This is a genomic window from Herbaspirillum sp. SJZ107, assembly GCF_006715485.1.
Taxonomy (GTDB): domain Bacteria; phylum Pseudomonadota; class Gammaproteobacteria; order Burkholderiales; family Burkholderiaceae_D; genus Telluria.
Genome location: NZ_VFNH01000001.1, coordinates 1351064 through 1366612, shown reverse-complemented (window position 1 = coordinate 1366612; position 15549 = coordinate 1351064). Strand labels below are relative to the sequence as shown.

15 protein-coding genes are annotated in these 15549 nt (G+C 68.2%); 11 read left to right on the top strand and 4 right to left on the bottom strand.

Going from position 1 to position 15549, the window contains the following annotated elements:
* Nucleotides 1–69 precede the first annotated feature (69 nt).
* Genes FBX97_RS06130 through FBX97_RS06100 form a run of 7 tightly spaced genes read left to right on the top strand, consistent with a single transcriptional unit; the run spans nt 70 to nt 6779 of the window.
* A complete protein-coding gene (locus tag FBX97_RS06130) occupies nt 70–1173 on the top strand; it encodes a hypothetical protein (protein ID WP_141829550.1) in 1104 nt (367 codons plus the stop codon).
* Nucleotides 1166–2377 (top strand): cation:proton antiporter, encoded by a 1212-nt coding sequence (locus tag FBX97_RS06125; protein ID WP_141829548.1) that lies wholly within the window; start codon nt 1166–1168, stop codon nt 2375–2377. The genes FBX97_RS06130 and FBX97_RS06125 overlap by 8 nt, the downstream gene beginning before the upstream one ends.
* Nucleotides 2374–3570, top strand: a complete 1197-nt coding sequence (locus FBX97_RS06120; RefSeq protein ID WP_141829546.1) for a YbdK family carboxylate-amine ligase — start codon at nt 2374–2376, stop codon at nt 3568–3570. The genes FBX97_RS06125 and FBX97_RS06120 overlap by 4 nt, the downstream gene beginning before the upstream one ends.
* Nucleotides 3567–4241: a response regulator transcription factor gene (locus FBX97_RS06115; protein ID WP_141829545.1), complete on the top strand. Its 675-nt coding sequence runs from the start codon at nt 3567–3569 to the stop codon at nt 4239–4241. The genes FBX97_RS06120 and FBX97_RS06115 overlap by 4 nt, the downstream gene beginning before the upstream one ends.
* Nucleotides 4217–5587 (top strand): ATP-binding protein, encoded by a 1371-nt coding sequence (locus tag FBX97_RS06110; protein ID WP_141829543.1) that lies wholly within the window; start codon nt 4217–4219, stop codon nt 5585–5587. The genes FBX97_RS06115 and FBX97_RS06110 overlap by 25 nt, the downstream gene beginning before the upstream one ends.
* Before the next feature lie 39 nt (nt 5588–5626).
* Complete coding sequence (locus FBX97_RS06105) at nt 5627–6115, top strand: dihydrofolate reductase (protein ID WP_185748488.1); 489 nt, start codon at nt 5627–5629, stop codon at nt 6113–6115.
* A 19-nt stretch (nt 6116–6134) separates the two neighbouring features.
* On the top strand, nt 6135–6779 hold the full coding sequence (locus FBX97_RS06100) for a DUF4337 domain-containing protein (protein WP_141829539.1): 645 nt from the start codon (nt 6135–6137) through the stop codon (nt 6777–6779).
* A gap of 34 nt (nt 6780–6813) precedes the next feature.
* Here the strand turns inward: FBX97_RS06100 and FBX97_RS06095 are convergent, their stop codons facing one another.
* Nucleotides 6814–7308 carry a hypothetical protein gene (locus tag FBX97_RS06095; RefSeq protein ID WP_141829538.1) on the bottom strand — a complete coding sequence of 165 codons (495 nt, stop codon included), beginning with the start codon at nt 7306–7308 and terminating at the stop codon, nt 6814–6816.
* Nucleotides 7309–7627: 319 nt separating this feature from the next.
* On the opposite strand from FBX97_RS06095, the gene FBX97_RS06090 reads away from it, so the two are divergent.
* The gene (locus FBX97_RS06090; RefSeq protein ID WP_141829536.1) at nt 7628–9883 is read left to right on the top strand and encodes an arginine/lysine/ornithine decarboxylase; all 2256 of its coding nucleotides are present in this window, start codon (nt 7628–7630) and stop codon (nt 9881–9883) included.
* Between the two features lie 188 nt (nt 9884–10071).
* Nucleotides 10072–10881 (top strand): small-conductance mechanosensitive ion channel, encoded by an 810-nt coding sequence (locus FBX97_RS06085; RefSeq protein WP_141829534.1) that lies wholly within the window; start codon nt 10072–10074, stop codon nt 10879–10881.
* 61 nt (nt 10882–10942) lie between these two features.
* Here FBX97_RS06085 and dcd read toward each other — a convergent pair whose 3' ends face one another.
* The 3 genes from dcd to FBX97_RS06070 all read right to left on the bottom strand — a co-directional run bounded on the left by dcd (nt 10943) and on the right by FBX97_RS06070 (nt 13188).
* A complete protein-coding gene (gene dcd / locus FBX97_RS06080) occupies nt 10943–11509 on the bottom strand; it encodes a dCTP deaminase (protein ID WP_141829532.1) in 567 nt (188 codons plus the stop codon).
* A gap of 40 nt (nt 11510–11549) precedes the next feature.
* Entirely contained in the window at nt 11550–12410 is an 861-nt protein-coding gene (locus FBX97_RS06075; RefSeq protein ID WP_141829529.1) for an alpha/beta fold hydrolase, read from the bottom strand.
* Nucleotides 12411–12549: 139 nt separating this feature from the next.
* Nucleotides 12550–13188 (bottom strand): Spy/CpxP family protein refolding chaperone, encoded by a 639-nt coding sequence (locus FBX97_RS06070; protein ID WP_141829528.1) that lies wholly within the window; start codon nt 13186–13188, stop codon nt 12550–12552.
* A 134-nt stretch (nt 13189–13322) separates the two neighbouring features.
* Between FBX97_RS06070 and FBX97_RS06065 the strand changes: the two genes are divergently transcribed.
* Together FBX97_RS06065 and FBX97_RS06060 are read left to right on the top strand one after the other, a co-directional pair.
* The gene (locus FBX97_RS06065) at nt 13323–14009 is read left to right on the top strand and encodes a response regulator transcription factor (RefSeq protein ID WP_141829526.1); all 687 of its coding nucleotides are present in this window, start codon (nt 13323–13325) and stop codon (nt 14007–14009) included.
* 2 nt (nt 14010–14011) lie between these two features.
* Nucleotides 14012–15547 (top strand): cell wall metabolism sensor histidine kinase WalK, encoded by a 1536-nt coding sequence (locus FBX97_RS06060; protein ID WP_141829525.1) that lies wholly within the window; start codon nt 14012–14014, stop codon nt 15545–15547.
* Nucleotides 15548–15549 lie beyond the last annotated feature (2 nt).

The following is a 15549-nucleotide window of genomic DNA, read 5'->3' as shown; positions in this document are numbered from 1 at the left end:
TAAGTGTTCGTCCCTACCATCCCGCTGATTGCTCATCAGATCTGAGCAACTTAGTGAGATGGGGGAATATTGATCAAGCTGAACCACGCTTCCGGCCGCACGCTGGACGCCGCCCGCACCGTGACCCTGGCCGCCGGCGTGCTGGGCGTCCTGTGCGCCGGCCCGGTCCAGGCGGCGCCAAAAGCGCCCAAGGCCACCGCAGCCTCCGACGTGCTGGCGGATTTCCACCTGCTGGCCCAGCAGCGCCCCTGGACCTGCGCCACGCCGTCGGCGCTGCCGAACGTGCAGGGTATCGCCGCCGGCGACGCCGCCTGCGCCTGGCAAAACCGCTTGAGCCGGCGCAGCTGGACCTGGTCCGGCGACGCGGCCGCGTCCTGCATCAGCCATCCGGCGCGCTGGTGGGCCTGGGCCCAGTCGGCGCTGCCGCCGCAAGCCGTGCGCAGCGTCTGGCACGCCAACTGGAATAGCCACGCTACCCTGCTCGCCATCGGCGAACAGCGCCGCCTGCTGCTGGTGCGGCGCGAGCGCGGCGGCCAGTGGGCGGCCACCGAGTGGCGCTGGGACCCGAACCCGCGTCCCGCCACGCGGCGCTGGCAACAGGGCCGCTGGCAGGCGCTGGTCGATGCCGCCGCCCGCGGCGCCGGCAGCAGCCCGCCGCAGAGCGCCGCGGTCGCCCCCGATACCACGCGCCTGCAGGCCGTCTTCGCTGCCGTGCTGGGCGGCCGTGCCGGTGAAATCGGCAGCGACGGCATGGCCATGGATGCGGGCGGCCTGTGCATCGGGCTCAGCAACCCGCTGCCGGGCCAGTCGACGCTGCCGCTGTCCTACAACGCCGCCGACAGCCGCCTCGAACAGCGTGCGGCGAGCCACCTCCAGCTGAGCCGCCAGTTCCCGAACGCCGTCTGGCTGACGCCGTTCAAGCTGCTGGCCCTGCCGGCGGCACCCGCGGCCGGCGCCAAGTATCTCGCCACCTGGCTCGAGGGCGACGACTTGAAAAGCCAGCTGTGGATGCCGGCCAGGGGCGACGGCCGCGCCATCCGCGTGCGCATGAGCACGCGCCTGGCGCCGGGCCTGGGCGCCCATCCGGAGGCGGCACCGGTGGTCAAGGCCAGGCAAGCCGTCGAACACGAACTCGAAGCGCTCGCCGCGCAATGGGCAGTGCGCCATGAATGAGGAAAGCGGCGGACTGCCGCTGTTCCTGTTCTCGCCGCTGGCCATCATCGGCGCCGGCCTGCTGCTGTCGCAGGTGATCGGCGTGCTGCTGCAGAAGCGCGGCGTCCCGCGGCTGTACGGCGCCGTGGTGGCGGGCCTGATCCTGGGCGTGAGCGGCTTGAAGGTGGTCGACGGCGCCCTGCTGACCTATTTTCAGGAGCTGCTCAACGCCGCTTCGGCGCTGGTGCTGTTCGAGGCCGGGCGCAAGACCGACCTGGCCTGGCTGTGGCGCAGCCGCGCCCAGGGCGCCTCGCTGGCGCTCGGCTGCGTGCTGCGCGGCGCCGGCACCCTGGTGCTGCTGCGCGTGTTCGGCCTGGCCTGGGCCGAGGCGGCCTTCATCGCCGCGATCCTGGTCGCCGTGAACCCGGTCGTGTTCACCTCGATGGTGGCCGACAACAACGCCAGCGGCGTGGCCACCTACGCCGCCGCCAATACGGTCGGCCTGAGCCACCTGGTGGCGCTGGTCGCGCTGTCGGTGTCGCTGGCCTGGCTGCGCAGCCACGGCGCGGTGCAGGAAGCGCCCTTCGCCGGGCAGCTGCTGCTCCAGGGCGGCAAGCTGCTGCAGGGCGCCGGCATTGCCCTGGCGTGCTACGCCGTGTACACGGTCGCCGCACGCCTGTCGAGCGCCCAGGCCGGCCTGCGACCGGGTATCCTGCTGGCGACGCTGATGATGGACCTCGGCCTGTGCTCGGTGACCTCGTCGAGCGCGCTGCTGTCGCTGCTGCTGATGGGTCTCCTGCTGCGCAACGCCGAAAAGCGCGACAACGTGTTCCAGGCCCAGATCAAGACCGTGCAGGACATCGGCTACGCGCTGCTGTTCATGATGTCGGCGGCGCTGGTCCAGTTCCAGCAGCTGCTGCACTGGTCGGTCCTGCTGGCGGCGCTGCTGGTGTTCGGTGCGCGCATCGCCCTGACCCGGCTGGCGCTGGTGCCCGGGCAAGCCTGGAGCAGGCGCAAGAAACACGCGATCGCGCTGGCCGCCTGCTCGCTGGTCAGCTTCAGCACGCTGGTAGTGGACAGCTCGATTTCGAATGCGGCTTACCTGAGCGAGAGCGCGCACCGCCTGATGCAGGCCCTGCTGGCGCTGAACGTGCTGGCCGCGCCCGCGGTCACCTGGGCCGGCCTGCGCCTGGCCGGCGAAACACATGAAGGGAACGAAGCATGACGACTACGACAGATGAAGCCCAGGCCCGCGCCGTCGCCGGCCGCGGCCCCGCCTTCCTGCCGCCGTTCGCCCGCTCGCAGCTGGGCACGATGGGCATCGAGCTGGAGCTGATGGTGCTCGACCGCCTGACCCACGACCTGCTGCCGGCGGCGCCGGACATCCTGCTGCTGCTCGACAGGCAGGAAAAGGACTGGGTGGCGACGCCGGAAATCACCACCTCGATGCTGGAAGTCGCCACTTCGGTATTGACGGGCTTCCGCGCTGCCGCCGGGCAGCTGGAAGAGATCCGCACCAGCGTCCAGCGCGCCGCCTTCGCGGTCGGCGCGGCGATCTCGGGCGGCGGCGCCCATCCCTTCCAGAAGTGGAACGAGCAGCGCATCTACCCGAAGGACCGCTACCGCGAATCGGCGCGCAAGTACGGCTACCTGGCCAAGATGTTCACCGTGTTCGGCATGCACGTGCACATCGGGATGCCCAGTGCCGACGAAGCCGTGCGCGTGGGCGCCTGGCTGACCCAGCGCGCGCCGCTGTTCATCGCGCTGTCGGCCAGTTCGCCGTGCTGGCAGGGGGAGGACTCCGGCTTCTGCAGCGCGCGCAGCAACGTGGTCGGCGCCTTCCCGATGAGCGGCACCATGCCGCCCGACATCCGCAGCTGGGACCAGTTCGCGGCCCATTTCGCGCGCCTGGCCGCGCACGGCATCGTCAACAGCATCAAGGATTTCTACTGGGACGTGCGGCCCAAGCCGGAATACGGCACCATCGAGCTGCGCGTACTGGACACGCCGCTGCACCCGTCGCATGCGGCGGCCCTGGCCTGCTACGCGCGCGAGCTGTGCATCGAGGTCGCCGCGCAGCCCGGCACCTGGCCGGCCGAGGGCTCGCGCGACGTCTACACCTGGAACCGCTTCAACGCGGCCAAGGATGGCGTGCACGCCAACTGGATCGACCCCGAAACCGGCATCGCGCGCCCGGTCGAGCAGGTGGTGCGCGCCGACCTGGCGCGCCTGGCCGCGCGCTCCGAGGATCCCGATTTCCCGGCGGCGTGCGTGCTGATCGACGAACTGCTGCGCGACGGCGGCCAGGCTGGCTGGCTGAACGCACACATGGCGGCCGGCGCCGGCATGAACGACCTGGCGCGCGTGGCTGCCGAGATGTTCGACGCGCCTGCCAGGAACGGGAGCATGCCGGGATGAGAGTATTACTGGTCGAAGACGACCCGATGATCGGCAGCGTGGTGCAGTCGGCGCTGCGCGACGCCAGCTATGCCGCCGATTGGGTGTGCGATGGCGAGAGCGCGCTGTCCACGCTGCAGACCCTGCACTACGAGATGGTGCTGCTCGACCTGAACCTGCCGCGCACCGACGGCATGAGCGTGCTGCGGGCGATCCGCGCCGCGCGCAACGACGTCCCGGTGCTGGTGCTGAGCGCGCGCGAAGCCACCGAAGACCGCGTTGCCGGCCTGGACGAAGGGGCCGACGACTACCTGGTGAAGCCGTTCGCGATGAGCGAGCTGCTGGCGCGCATGCGCGCGCTGGTGCGGCGCCGGGATGGCGGCGGCAACGGCGGCGCACTGCGGCTGGGGAACGGCATCGTCCAACTGGACCCGGTCACCCATGAAGCGAAGAACGGCGACGCGGAAGCCGTGCGCCTGACCGCGCGCGAGTTCTCGCTGCTGCAGGCGCTGCTGGTGCGCCCCGGCGCGATCCTGTCGCGCGCCGAACTCGAGCACCGCGTGTATGGCTGGAACGAGGAAGTCGAAAGCAATGCGATCGAATTCCTGATCCACGCGCTGCGCAAGAAGCTGGGCAGCGAGGTCATCAAGAACGTGAGGGGTGTCGGATGGATGGTCGCGAAGGCCCGCTAGCCTCGTCGCTGCGGTTCCGGCTGTCGGCCTGGATCTCGGCCACGATCCTGCTCGGCGCCTTTGCCGCCGGCGCCCGTTCGTACGTCGACGCCACCGAGGATGCACACCGCCTGCAAGACGTGCAGCTGCGCCAGATCGGCCAGATCATCGGCAAGCTCGATGCGGTGCCGGCCTCGCCGCAGGCGCGCGCACGCGCCGGCGACATCGACTTCGATGCCCGCATCGTGCTGCGCTTCATCGCGGGCGAAGGCGGCCGACCGATCCTCTGCAACGGTCCGCCGCCCTGCTTTTCCGACGAGCTGGCCGACGGCCTGCAGACCGTCGACAGCGGCGGCGAACAGTGGCGGGTTTATGTACGCACCAATGACAAAGGCATCCGCGCCGCGGTGGCCCAGCAGACCGCGATGCGCGACGCCATCGCGCGCGGCGACGCCGCCCGCACCGTGATGCCGCTGCTGGTGCTGGCGCCGCTGCTGGCGCTGCTGGTGACGATCCTGGTGCGCCTGATGTTCCGGCCGCTGCGCACGCTCACCGCGCAGCTGGGTGCGCGCCAGGAACACGAGACCGGAGACCTGGAGCGCAGCGCGCTGCCGTCGGAGGTCTGGCCCTTCGTCGCCGAGATCAACCGCCTGATCGCCCGTACCGCGCGCACCATCGCGCGCCAGCGCCGCTTCATTGCCGACGCCGCCCACGAGCTGCGCTCGCCGATGACGGCGATGTCGCTGCAGGCCGAGCGCCTTGCCGCAAGCGAGATGTCGCCCGAAGCGCGCACCCGCCTGGACGCGCTGTCGGCCGGCATCGGCCGCACCCGCATCCTGCTCGACCAGCTGCTGACGCTGGCGCGCATCCAGGAAGCCGCTGCCGGCGAGAGCGGCGACGGCGCCGCCGTCTCGCTCAAGCGCGCGATCCTGGAATGCCTGGAAGACCTGGTGCCGCTGGCCGAGGCCAAGGGAATCGACCTCGGCGTGGTCGGCGACGCCGACCCGCTGGTGGCCGGGCCGCTGGTCGACCTCAAGACCCTGGTCAAGAACCTGATCGACAACGCGATCCGCTACACGCCGCCGGGCGGCCGGGTCGATATCCGCGTCGGCGTCGACGCCGGGCCGGCGGGCCGCTGGGCCGACCTGCACGTCGAGGATAGCGGTCCCGGCATCCCGGCGGCCGAGCGCGCGCGCGTGTTCGACGCCTTTTACCGCGTGCTCGGAAACGGCCAGATCGGCTCCGGCCTCGGCCTGGCGATCACCGGCACCATTGCCGCCCGCCTGGGTGCCAAAATCGCGCTCGGCGATGCGCCCCAGGGTGGCCTCGACGTGCACGTGCGCTTCCCGCTGCAGGACGCAGACTGACATCAGCTGTTAGAATGCCGCTCCACCCGGAGAATGAATATGGCAATACAACTGACACTCGTGGTCGCGATGGACGCCGCGCGCGGTATCGGCGTCGACAACCGGCTGCCCTGGCACCTGCCGGAAGACCTGGCGCACTTCAAGCGCGTCACGCTCGGCAACCCGATCATCATGGGCCGCAAGACCTTCGACTCGATCGGCCGACCGCTACCCAAGCGCCGCAACATCGTCGTCACGCGCAATCCCGGATGGACGCATGAAGGCGTCGAGGTCGCCCACTCGCTCGAGGAAGCGATCGCGATGGTGGGCGGCGACACGGCAAGCATCATCGGCGGCGCCCAGATCTTCGCCGAAGCGATGGATGTGGCCGACCGCATGATCGTCACCCACATCGACAAGGTCTACCCTTGCGACACCTTCTTCCCCGAGATCGACGCCGCCCGCTGGACCGCGACCGCGCGCGAGCCGCAGCACGCGGCCGAGGGCGACTTCGACTTCTCGTTCGTCACCTACGAACGCACCACGTAAACATACAAGTACCCGCAGCATGTCAGGACACGGATTTCACGTACACGGACCGCACGACCACGCGGTCGAACACGTCGCACAGGGCGGCGCCCACGGCGACAGCTTTTCCAACAATATCGCGGTGATGACCGCCGTGCTGGCCACGGTCGGCGCGCTGTTCGGCTACCTCGGCGGCGCCACCCAGAACGACGCCGCCCTCTTCAAGAACAACGCGGCGATCGCCAAGACCACCGCAGCCAATTCCTGGAATTATTACCAGGCCAAGTCGAACAAGCAGAACCTGGCCGAACTGGCCGCCTCGCTGCCGGGCGTGGATGCTGCCAAGTACAAGGCCGACGTCGCCCGCTACGAGAGCGAAAAGGGCGGTATCAAGAAGGAAGCCGAGAAGTACGAGCACGAGTCCGACGTCTGGAACGCAAGGTCCGAACGCGCGCTGCACAGCCACCACCAGTGGGCACTGGCCACCACCGCCGAACAGATCGCGATCTCGCTGGCGGCGATCGTGCTGCTGACCCGGCGCCGCTGGCTGCTGCGCGTGACCTACGTAGTCGCGATCGTCGGCTTCGTGCTGGGCGCCTTCGCCGGCCTGCACGTCGATCCGCTCGGCGCCCTGATGGCGTCCGGTCCGGCCACGCACGAAGCTGCACGGACAGCGACGCACTGAGCGGCGCGCTGGGCGGCAGCGCCGCCGCCCGCGCTCAGGCCGGGTGGGCGACCTGCGGGCGCGCCGCTGCGCGGCGTTCGCGGAACACGCGCCTGAGCACGTCGTGTCGGTGCTGGAAGAACTTGGAGATGAACCAGGTCACGACCTTCGGTGCGAAGCGCGGCGTGAATTCGAGGCGGTCGACCACCTCGGTGCCATCCGGCCCCGGCGCGATGGTGCGCTCGTGGCGCCAGGACTTCATCGACAGCAGCGGCGACTGCTCGACGAAGCGCCGGCCCGGCTCGACCTCGACGAAGGTCAGGCGCGACAAATCGACCGGCAGGAGGCCGAACAACAGGAACTTGCAATTGCCGAGCGGCTTGCCAAGCCCGCTGCCGTCGCGCGGGATATGGGTCATTCCCTTGGGGAAGTCGAGCTTCAGGACCGGCCCCATCTCGGCGTCGACGCCGCGTACCGACGTGCTCCAGTCCCACAGTTCTTCGGGGCTGGTGGCGACTTTGCTCTGGAATGCGACGCGGACGGTACTCATGGTGGCCTCAAATGGGGAAACGGTTGCGGTGCAGGACAGGACTCCAGCTTATTGGCCTGCAGCGTCCGCTTCCGTTAGCCGATTAACCTAAGTGCGCCGAAACCCGATCCGCATTGCGCCATGCTCGACAAGAGTGCGCCGCCGATCGCCAAAGGCCGTTAGGCTGGCGCAGGTACGGGATGGCTTAAAAGCCATAATTTTTTCACCAACAAGCGCGCATTTCTGCGAAAATCCGCTTCTTATTTTTTTCGGTGCCGTGCCCGGCCGCCTTCCCCCACCGGGAAGACGGCGTGCGCGGCGCTTCGCTTTGGAGCTGTCGATGAAATTTCGTTTCCCTATCGTCATCATTGACGAGGATTTCCGTTCCGAGAACACCTCGGGCCTCGGCATTCGCGCGCTTGCGGCCGCGATGGAAAAAGAAGGCATGGAAGTGCTGGGACTGACGAGCTATGGCGACCTGTCCCAGTTCGCCCAGCAGCAGTCGCGCGCCTCGGCCTTCGTGCTGTCGATCGACGATGAGGAATTCGGCGGCGGAACGGTCGAAGAGACCAATTTCGCCCTCAGTGCGCTGCGCGCCTTCGTGCAGGAGATCCGCCACAAGAACTCGGACATCCCGATCTACATCTACGGCGAGACCCGCACCAGCCGCCACATCCCGAACGACATCCTGAAGGAGCTGCACGGCTTCATCCACATGTTCGAGGACACGCCGGAATTCGTCGCGCGCCACATCATCCGCGAAGCCAAGGCCTACCTGGACAGCCTGGCGCCGCCCTTCTTCCGCGCGCTGGTCAACTACGCCAACGACGGTTCGTATTCCTGGCACTGCCCGGGCCACTCGGGCGGCGTCGCCTTCCTGAAGTCGCCGATCGGCCAGATGTTCCACCAGTTCTTCGGCGAGAACATGCTGCGCGCCGACGTCTGCAACGCCGTGGAAGAACTGGGCCAGCTGCTCGACCACACCGGCCCGGTGGCCAAGTCCGAGCGCAACGCCGCGCGCATCTACAACGCCGACCACTGCTACTTCGTCACCAACGGCACCTCGACCTCGAACAAGATGGTCTGGCACTCGACCGTGGCGCCGGGCGACATCGTCGTGGTCGACCGCAACTGCCACAAGTCGATCCTGCACTCGATCATCATGTGCGGCGCGATCCCGGTATTCCTGATGCCGACCCGGAACAACCTGGGCATCATCGGCCCGATCCCGCTGTCCGAATTCACGCCTGAATCGATCCAGCGCAAGATCGAAGCGAATCCGTTCGCGCGCGAAGCCAAGAACAAGAAGCCGCGCATCCTGACCATCACCCAGTCGACCTACGACGGCGTGGTCTACAACGTCGAAGTCCTGCGCGAACTCCTGGACGGCAAGATCGACACCCTGCACTTCGACGAAGCCTGGATCCCGCACGCGACCTTCCACGACTTCTACAAGAACATGCATGCGATCGGCCGCGACCGCCCGCGCGCCAAGGAGTCGATGATCTTCTCGACCCAGTCGACGCACAAGCTGCTGGCCGGCCTGTCGCAGGCCTCCCAGGTGCTGGTGCGCGAGTCGGAAACCGTCAAGCTGGACCAGGACGCCTTCAACGAAGCCTACCTGATGCACACCTCGACGTCGCCGCAGTACTCGATCATCGCCTCGTGCGACGTCGCCGCGGCCATGATGGAAGCCCCGGGCGGCACCGCGCTGGTCGAGGAATCGATCTACGAAGCGCTCGACTTCCGCCGCGCGATGCAGAAGGTCGACGAGGAAATCGGCGACGACTGGTGGTTCAAGGTCTGGGGCCCGCAAGTCACCAGCGAGGAAGGCATCGGCACCCAGGCCGACTGGCTGATCCACGCCGAAGACACCTGGCACGGCTTCGGCCACCTGGCCGAAGGCTTCAACATGCTGGACCCGATCAAGGCCACCGTGGTGACCCCGGGCCTGGCGCTGGACGGCACCTTCGGCGACTCCGGCATCCCGGCCTCGATCGTGACCAAGTACCTCGCCGAGCACGGCGTGATCATCGAGAAGTGCGGCCTGTACTCGTTCTTCATCCTGTTCACGATCGGCATCACCAAGGGCCGCTGGAACACGCTGGTCACCGCCCTGCAGCAGTTCAAGGACGACTACGACCGCAACCAGCCGATGTGGCGCATCATGCCGGAATTCACGGCCGCCAACCCGCGCTACGAAACCTGGGGCCTGCGCGACCTGTGCCAGCAGATCCACGACTTCTACAAGTCGCGCGACGTGGCACGCCTGACCACCGAGATGTATTTGTCGGACATGATCCCTGCGATGAAACCGTCGGATGCCTTCGCCAAGATGGCGCACCGCGAGATCGAGCGCGTGGCGATCGAGGAGCTGGAAGGCCGCATCACCGCCATCCTGCTGACCCCGTACCCGCCGGGCATCCCGCTCCTGATCCCGGGCGAGCGCTTCAACCGGACCATCGTCGACTACCTGCGCTTCGCACGCGACTTCAACGAGCGCTTCCCGGGCTTCGAGACCGACGTGCACGGCCTGGTCAAGCGCGAGATCGATGGCAAGCTGGGGTATTTCGTGGATTGCGTGAAGCAGGACTGATTCACGGTACCAGCTCGACCACCGTCGCCCCTGCGAAGGCAGGGGCGACGTTTTCATGCCGCGTGTCCTAAGCCGGTTTCTTTTGACGCCGCGCAAGCCCTACAAGCCCCGCCCCCCCTCTGCGCCAAACCCCTCGGCCCTCCTCCGGTCGAACCTCCAGTCGCCACATCGCGCCCACGGAGGACACAATGGACCCGCACATCACCAGTTGGGGTAATTCCCTGATGGCATCGCTGTCGTCCGCGATGTCCCTGCTGTTCGCCGCCGTGCCGCGCGTACTCGGCTTTCTGGTCATCCTCGGGATCGGCTGGCTGGTCGCCTCGCTCATCGAGAAACTGCTGGTCGCCATCCTGCGCGCCGTCCACTTCGACGGCTTCGCCGACCGCGCCGGCCTGGGCGGGATGGCGCGCACGGTGCAGCGCGAACCTTCGGGCATGCTCGGCTTGATCGCCAAATGGTTCGTGCGCCTGATCGTGCTGGTGGCTGCCTTCGATGCGCTCGGCGTGCCGGCCGTGTCGCAGGTGCTGCAGCAGTTGCTGCTGTGGCTGCCGAACCTAGCGGTGGCGCTGGTGGTGCTGGTGATCGGCGGCATCGCCGCCAATGCGCTGGGCGACCTGGTGCGGCGGGCGGCCGCACGCAGCCGCATGAACAGCCACGAGGTGCTCGGTACCGCCGCCAGGTGGGCTGTCTGGGCATTCACCATCCTGGTTGCCGTCAACCAGGTCGGCATCGCCAGCTCGCTGGTGACGATCCTGTTCATGGCCGTGGTCGGCGCGCTGGCGCTGGCGCTGGGGCTGTCGTTCGGCCTCGGCGGGCGCGATACCGCCGGCATGATCGTGCGCCAGATCTACGAGCGCAACCGCAGGGGCGGCGCCCTCACCGGCGGTCCCTCGCTCGGCACCCAGGGCACGCGCAGCCGGGTCGGCTATACCGGCGTCGAGCACCGGCATATCGAGGACCGGCGCAGCAATCCGAACGGACGGCGCGCGATGGGCTGACGAAAAAAGAGGGACCGCAGTCCCTCTCGATGCCGCGTGCGGCCTGGCGCCGCAAACCGTATCAGGTCTTCGGCAGCGTTACGCCATGCTGGCCCTGGTACTTGCCGCCGCGGTCCTTGTACGAGGTTTCGCACACTTCATCGCTTTCGAAGAACAGCACCTGCGCGCAGCCTTCGCCGGCGTAGATCTTGGCCGGGAGCGGCGTGGTGTTCGAGAATTCGAGCGTCACATAACCCTCCCATTCCGGTTCGAACGGGGTGACGTTGACGATGATGCCGCAGCGCGCGTAGGTCGACTTGCCGAGGCAGACCGTCAGCACGTTGCGCGGGATGCGGAAGTACTCGATGGTGCGCGCCAGCGCGAACGAGTTCGGCGGGATGATGCAGACGTCGCTCTTGATGTCGACGAAGGAGTTCGAATCGAAATTCTTGGGGTCGACGATGGTGCTGTTGATGTTGGTGAACACCTTGAATTCGTCGGCGCAGCGGATATCGTAACCATAGGACGAGGTGCCCCAGGAAATGATCTTGCGGCCGTCGGCCTCGCGCACCTGGTTGGGCGAAAACGGCTCGATCATGCCGGTCTGTTCCGCCATCCTGCGTATCCATTTGTCGCTCTTGATAGTCATCGCTGGCTCAGGGAAGTTGGGAAATCATAAACCCGCGATTCTACGCGAAAACCGGCGCGTGGTCGCCGCCGCCTTTGCGTCCTGCCATGCCGGCCGGGTGTCCGCCATCCCTGGCCAGCAGGCGCCTGACCATTTCGCGCGTCAGCTGCGCCGTCATCTGCGGCGATTCCATCGGGTACATGTGGCTGCCCTCGATCATGACCAGGTTGCGGCCGACCAGCTTGCGCGTGGCGCCCATGCCGGCCTGGCGCAGCTCTTCGGACTCGGTGCCGGCGATCAGGCCGACCGGCACCGGGAACGGCTGGCGCAGCACGCGCCCCATGTCGTGCGGCAGCGTGGCGTAGATGTCGGCTTCGATCTCGCGCGAAAAGCGCAACTGCACCCCGTCCGGATGCGGCTTGAGGCCGTGCTGCAGGTAATCTTCGAGCGTGCCGGGCGCCCAGGCACGGAACAGCGGCTTGGCGTGGAAATGATCGAACGCCGCTTCCCGCGACGGCCAGGTGGTGCGGCGCCGTTCCGCCACGCTGCCCGGCGACAGCCGGCGTCCCAGGCCGAAGGCCTTGGCCAGGCGCCAGACCAGGGCACGCCACCCGGCCACCACCGGCGAATCCAGCATGACCACGCAGCGTGCCAGCTCCGGACGGCGCCATGCCGCCAGCATGCTGACGACGCCGCCGAGCGAGTGGCCGACCAGGATCGCCGGCCCGTCGTAGCGCTCCAGCTGCGCGATGAGTTCGTCGACCAGCGTGTGCCAGTTGTCGCCGACCGGGAAACGCGGATCGTGGCCGAGCATCGGCGTAACCCGCACTTCATAATCGCGCCCCAGGTCCTCGAGCAGCTTCACGTACGAACCCGACGGATAACTGTTTCCGTGCGTGAAGTGGAGCAATGGTTTGGTCATGGCGGCAAGCTAAGCGAAATCGACGCTTATTGTAATGTCTTTACGAAACGTTATCGTACCCGCTGTGGCCGGATTAGAGGGAAAACACTACCACCTGCGTTGCTGTTTAGCCCTTCGCTTGCGGTGTTTACTGCCGCTGTCAGGGACGGTCCGGCGGCCCCGGAGGACGCTCCCGGCGCAACTGCTGGCGCTGCTCGGGCGTCAGCACCGCCAGCACCTGCGATTCGAGGCGGGCGCGCAGCAGCGCGCCGTCGGCGACCGCCTGGCCGAGTTCGCGCGCCGCGGCATTGGCGCGGGCTTCGTCGAACTGCGGCGCGGCACCGAGGGTGCGCAGCGCTTCGTGCGCCTTGCGTTCCGCCTTCGCCTGCATGCGCTGCCGGGGCGCGGCGGCATGCATGATCGCGAACAACTGGTCCTGCTGGGCTTCGCTCAGGTGCAGGCGATGCAGGCGTCCGAACAGGCCGAAGCCGCCCGGGCCATGTAGAGGATCGTCGTGCGGCGGCCCTGCCGGGGTCGGCCCATCCAGGCCCGGTGCACCGGGCCTGGATTTACCGAAACTGTGTTCACCGAAACTCTGATCAGCGAAACCGGGTTGCGCGCCCTCGCCGGGTGCGCGGCCGCCACGCGGACCCTGGCTGGGGGCATCGGCAACCGGTCCGGCACCTGCCTGCGCATCGGCCTGGCCGCCCGCAAGAGCGGGGTTGGTACCAGTGGCGGCGAAGCAGGCGACCAGCAGCGCTGCCGCTGAATGACGGGTAAAACGGCGAGAAAATGTCATGTTCCACATCCTTGTTGATTCAGGAACGCCATTCTCATCGTGCGCCTTGTTAATTAGTGTTAGCCCTGTGTAAATTCGGGTAAAGACAAGCCCGGCGCCACCGCGGCCAGGCCCGCGTTTGCTAAGATGCGAGCATGAACCAAGTGCTGTTAATTGACGACGATACCGAACTGGTCGGGATGTTCACGGAATACCTGGAGCAGGAAGGTTTCCGCGTGGCCTGCGCCCATGACGGCGAAACCGGTGCCCGCGAAGCCCTGTCCGGCCAGTACGCCATCGCCATTCTCGACGTGATGATGCCGCGCATGAACGGCATCGACACCCTGCGCCGCATCCGCGCCGCCAGCCGCATGCCGGTGCTGATGCTGACCGGCCGCGGCGACGATGCCGACCGCATCCTCGGCCTCGAACTGGGGGCCGACGACTACGTGGCCAAGCCCTGCACGCCGCGCGAGCTGACCGCGCGCGTGCGCGCCATCCTGCGCCGCACCCAGAGCTCGCCCAATGACGGCCCCGGCATCACGCTCACGGTCGGCAAGCTGACCATGCTGCCGGAGCAGCGCCGCGCCACCTGGGACGGCGGCGCGCTGGAACTCACCAGCACAGAATTCAACCTGCTCGAGGTCCTGGCGCGCAACGCCGGTCGCCCGGTCAGCAAGAACGACCTGTCCGAGCAGGGCCTGGGCCGGCCGCTGGCGCGCTTCGACCGCAACATCGACGTCCACCTGAGCAGCCTGCGCCACAAGCTCGGCACCCTGTCCGACGGCCGCTCCTGCCTGCAGACCGTCTACCGTCTCGGCTACCAGCTGATCCGCGAGTAGCGATGGGCCGGCTGTTCTGGAAATTCTTCCTGTGCATCCTGCTGGCGCAGGTAGCGGCCACCATCGGCACGCTCGCCACGGTCTGGCTGCGCGACCAGACGCGTAACCGCAACGTCGAGGCCACCCTCGACGTCGGCCCGCCGGGCATGATGATGCTGGACGCGGCGCGGGCGACGCTGCGCCATGCCGGCGTCGACGGCCTGCGCGACCTGGCCGGCAACAGCCGCCGCATGCGCCTGTACGTGCTGGACGCCCAGGGCCGCGAACTGCTGGGCCGCCCGGTTCCCGCCAAGCTGCGCGAGGAAGTCACGCGCAACCTCGGCGACGACAACCCGGCCCGCGCGGTGGCCCAGCTGACCGGCCCCGACGGACGCAAGTACATCGCCTTCGCTTCGCGCATCCCGCGCAGCGCCCCGGACGCGATCCTGCAGGATGCGGCGCGCATCGAAGCCGGCGGCGGCGCGATCGGCACCGCGGCGCCGCTGGGGCCCATGGGCGGCGGCATGGACGGCCGCATGGATGGCCGTATGGATGGCACCAGGCACGCCGGCCACGGCGCCCGCATGGGCCCGGGGCCGGGTTTCGGTCCCGGCCCCATGCCGGGCGGGATGGGCGGTTTCGGTTTCCCGCCGCATGTCGGACGCTGGTTCGGGGTGGCCGCCGCAACCCTGGCCAGCCTGCTGTTCGCCGCCCTGCTCGCCTGGTACTTCTCGCGTCCGATCCGGGCGCTGCGCAACGCCTTCGAATCGGCCGCCGCCGGCGACCTGGCGCCGAAATTCGCCAGCGCACGCTCGCGCGTCGGTGGCGACGAGCTGGCCGAACTGGGCCAGGACTTCGACCGCATGAGCGCGCGCCTGCGCGCCCTGATGGAGGGGCAACGCCGCCTGCTGCACGACGTCTCGCACGAATTGCGTTCGCCGCTGGCGCGCCTGCAGGCGGCGATCGGCCTCGCGCACCAGCAGCCGGACAAGATCCAACCCTCGCTCGAACGCATCGAGCGCGAGAGCGTGCGCATGGACCGCCTGGTCGGGGAGCTGCTGACGCTGTCGCGGCTGGAAGCGTCGACCACGCTGCCGGCCTGCGAACCGGTCGACCTGGTCGAGATGGTCGACCAGATCGCCGACGACGCCCGCTTCGAGGCCGGCGCCCGCATCCAGGTGCATGCGCCGGTACCGGTGACGGTGCGCGGTGCACCCGACCTGCTGTGGAGCGCGGTGGAAAACATCGTGCGCAACGCGGTCAAGCACGGCGGCGCCGGCACCGAGGTCGAGGTCGAGCTGCGCGGCGGGAACGGCCAGGCCGACATCGAGGTGCTCGACCGCGGTCCCGGCATCGCGCCCGAACACCTGGGCGAGATCTTCGAACCCTTCTTCCGCTCGCATCCGACCATGAACAACGTCGACGGCCACGGCCTGGGCCTGGCGATCGCCAGGCGCGTGGTCGACAGCCACGGCGGACGCATCACGGCGGCCAACCGCATCGGCGGCGGCCTGCGGGTGACGATCACGCTGCCGCTGGCGGAGGCGCCGCCGGCCTGAGC

Excerpts from the sequence above, each read along its gene's own strand:
- FBX97_RS06125 (WP_141829548.1), top strand. The coding sequence starts at position 1,166 with ATGAATGAGGAAAGCGGCGGACTGCCGCTGTTCCTGTTCTCGCCGCTG.
- FBX97_RS06120 (WP_141829546.1), top strand. The coding sequence starts at position 2,374 with ATGACGACTACGACAGATGAAGCCCAGGCCCGCGCCGTCGCCGGCCGC.
- FBX97_RS06115 (WP_141829545.1), top strand. The coding sequence starts at position 3,567 with ATGAGAGTATTACTGGTCGAAGACGACCCGATGATCGGCAGCGTGGTG.
- FBX97_RS06110 (WP_141829543.1), top strand. The coding sequence starts at position 4,217 with ATGGATGGTCGCGAAGGCCCGCTAGCCTCGTCGCTGCGGTTCCGGCTG.
- FBX97_RS06105 (WP_185748488.1), top strand. The coding sequence starts at position 5,627 with ATGGCAATACAACTGACACTCGTGGTCGCGATGGACGCCGCGCGCGGT.
- FBX97_RS06100 (WP_141829539.1), top strand. The coding sequence starts at position 6,135 with ATGTCAGGACACGGATTTCACGTACACGGACCGCACGACCACGCGGTC.
- FBX97_RS06095 (WP_141829538.1), bottom strand. The coding sequence starts at position 7,308 with ATGAGTACCGTCCGCGTCGCATTCCAGAGCAAAGTCGCCACCAGCCCC.
- FBX97_RS06090 (WP_141829536.1), top strand. The coding sequence starts at position 7,628 with ATGAAATTTCGTTTCCCTATCGTCATCATTGACGAGGATTTCCGTTCC.
- FBX97_RS06085 (WP_141829534.1), top strand. The coding sequence starts at position 10,072 with ATGGACCCGCACATCACCAGTTGGGGTAATTCCCTGATGGCATCGCTG.
- dcd (WP_141829532.1), bottom strand. The coding sequence starts at position 11,509 with ATGACTATCAAGAGCGACAAATGGATACGCAGGATGGCGGAACAGACC.
- FBX97_RS06075 (WP_141829529.1), bottom strand. The coding sequence starts at position 12,410 with ATGACCAAACCATTGCTCCACTTCACGCACGGAAACAGTTATCCGTCG.
- FBX97_RS06070 (WP_141829528.1), bottom strand. The coding sequence starts at position 13,188 with ATGACATTTTCTCGCCGTTTTACCCGTCATTCAGCGGCAGCGCTGCTG.
- FBX97_RS06065 (WP_141829526.1), top strand. The coding sequence starts at position 13,323 with ATGAACCAAGTGCTGTTAATTGACGACGATACCGAACTGGTCGGGATG.
- FBX97_RS06060 (WP_141829525.1), top strand. The coding sequence starts at position 14,012 with ATGGGCCGGCTGTTCTGGAAATTCTTCCTGTGCATCCTGCTGGCGCAG.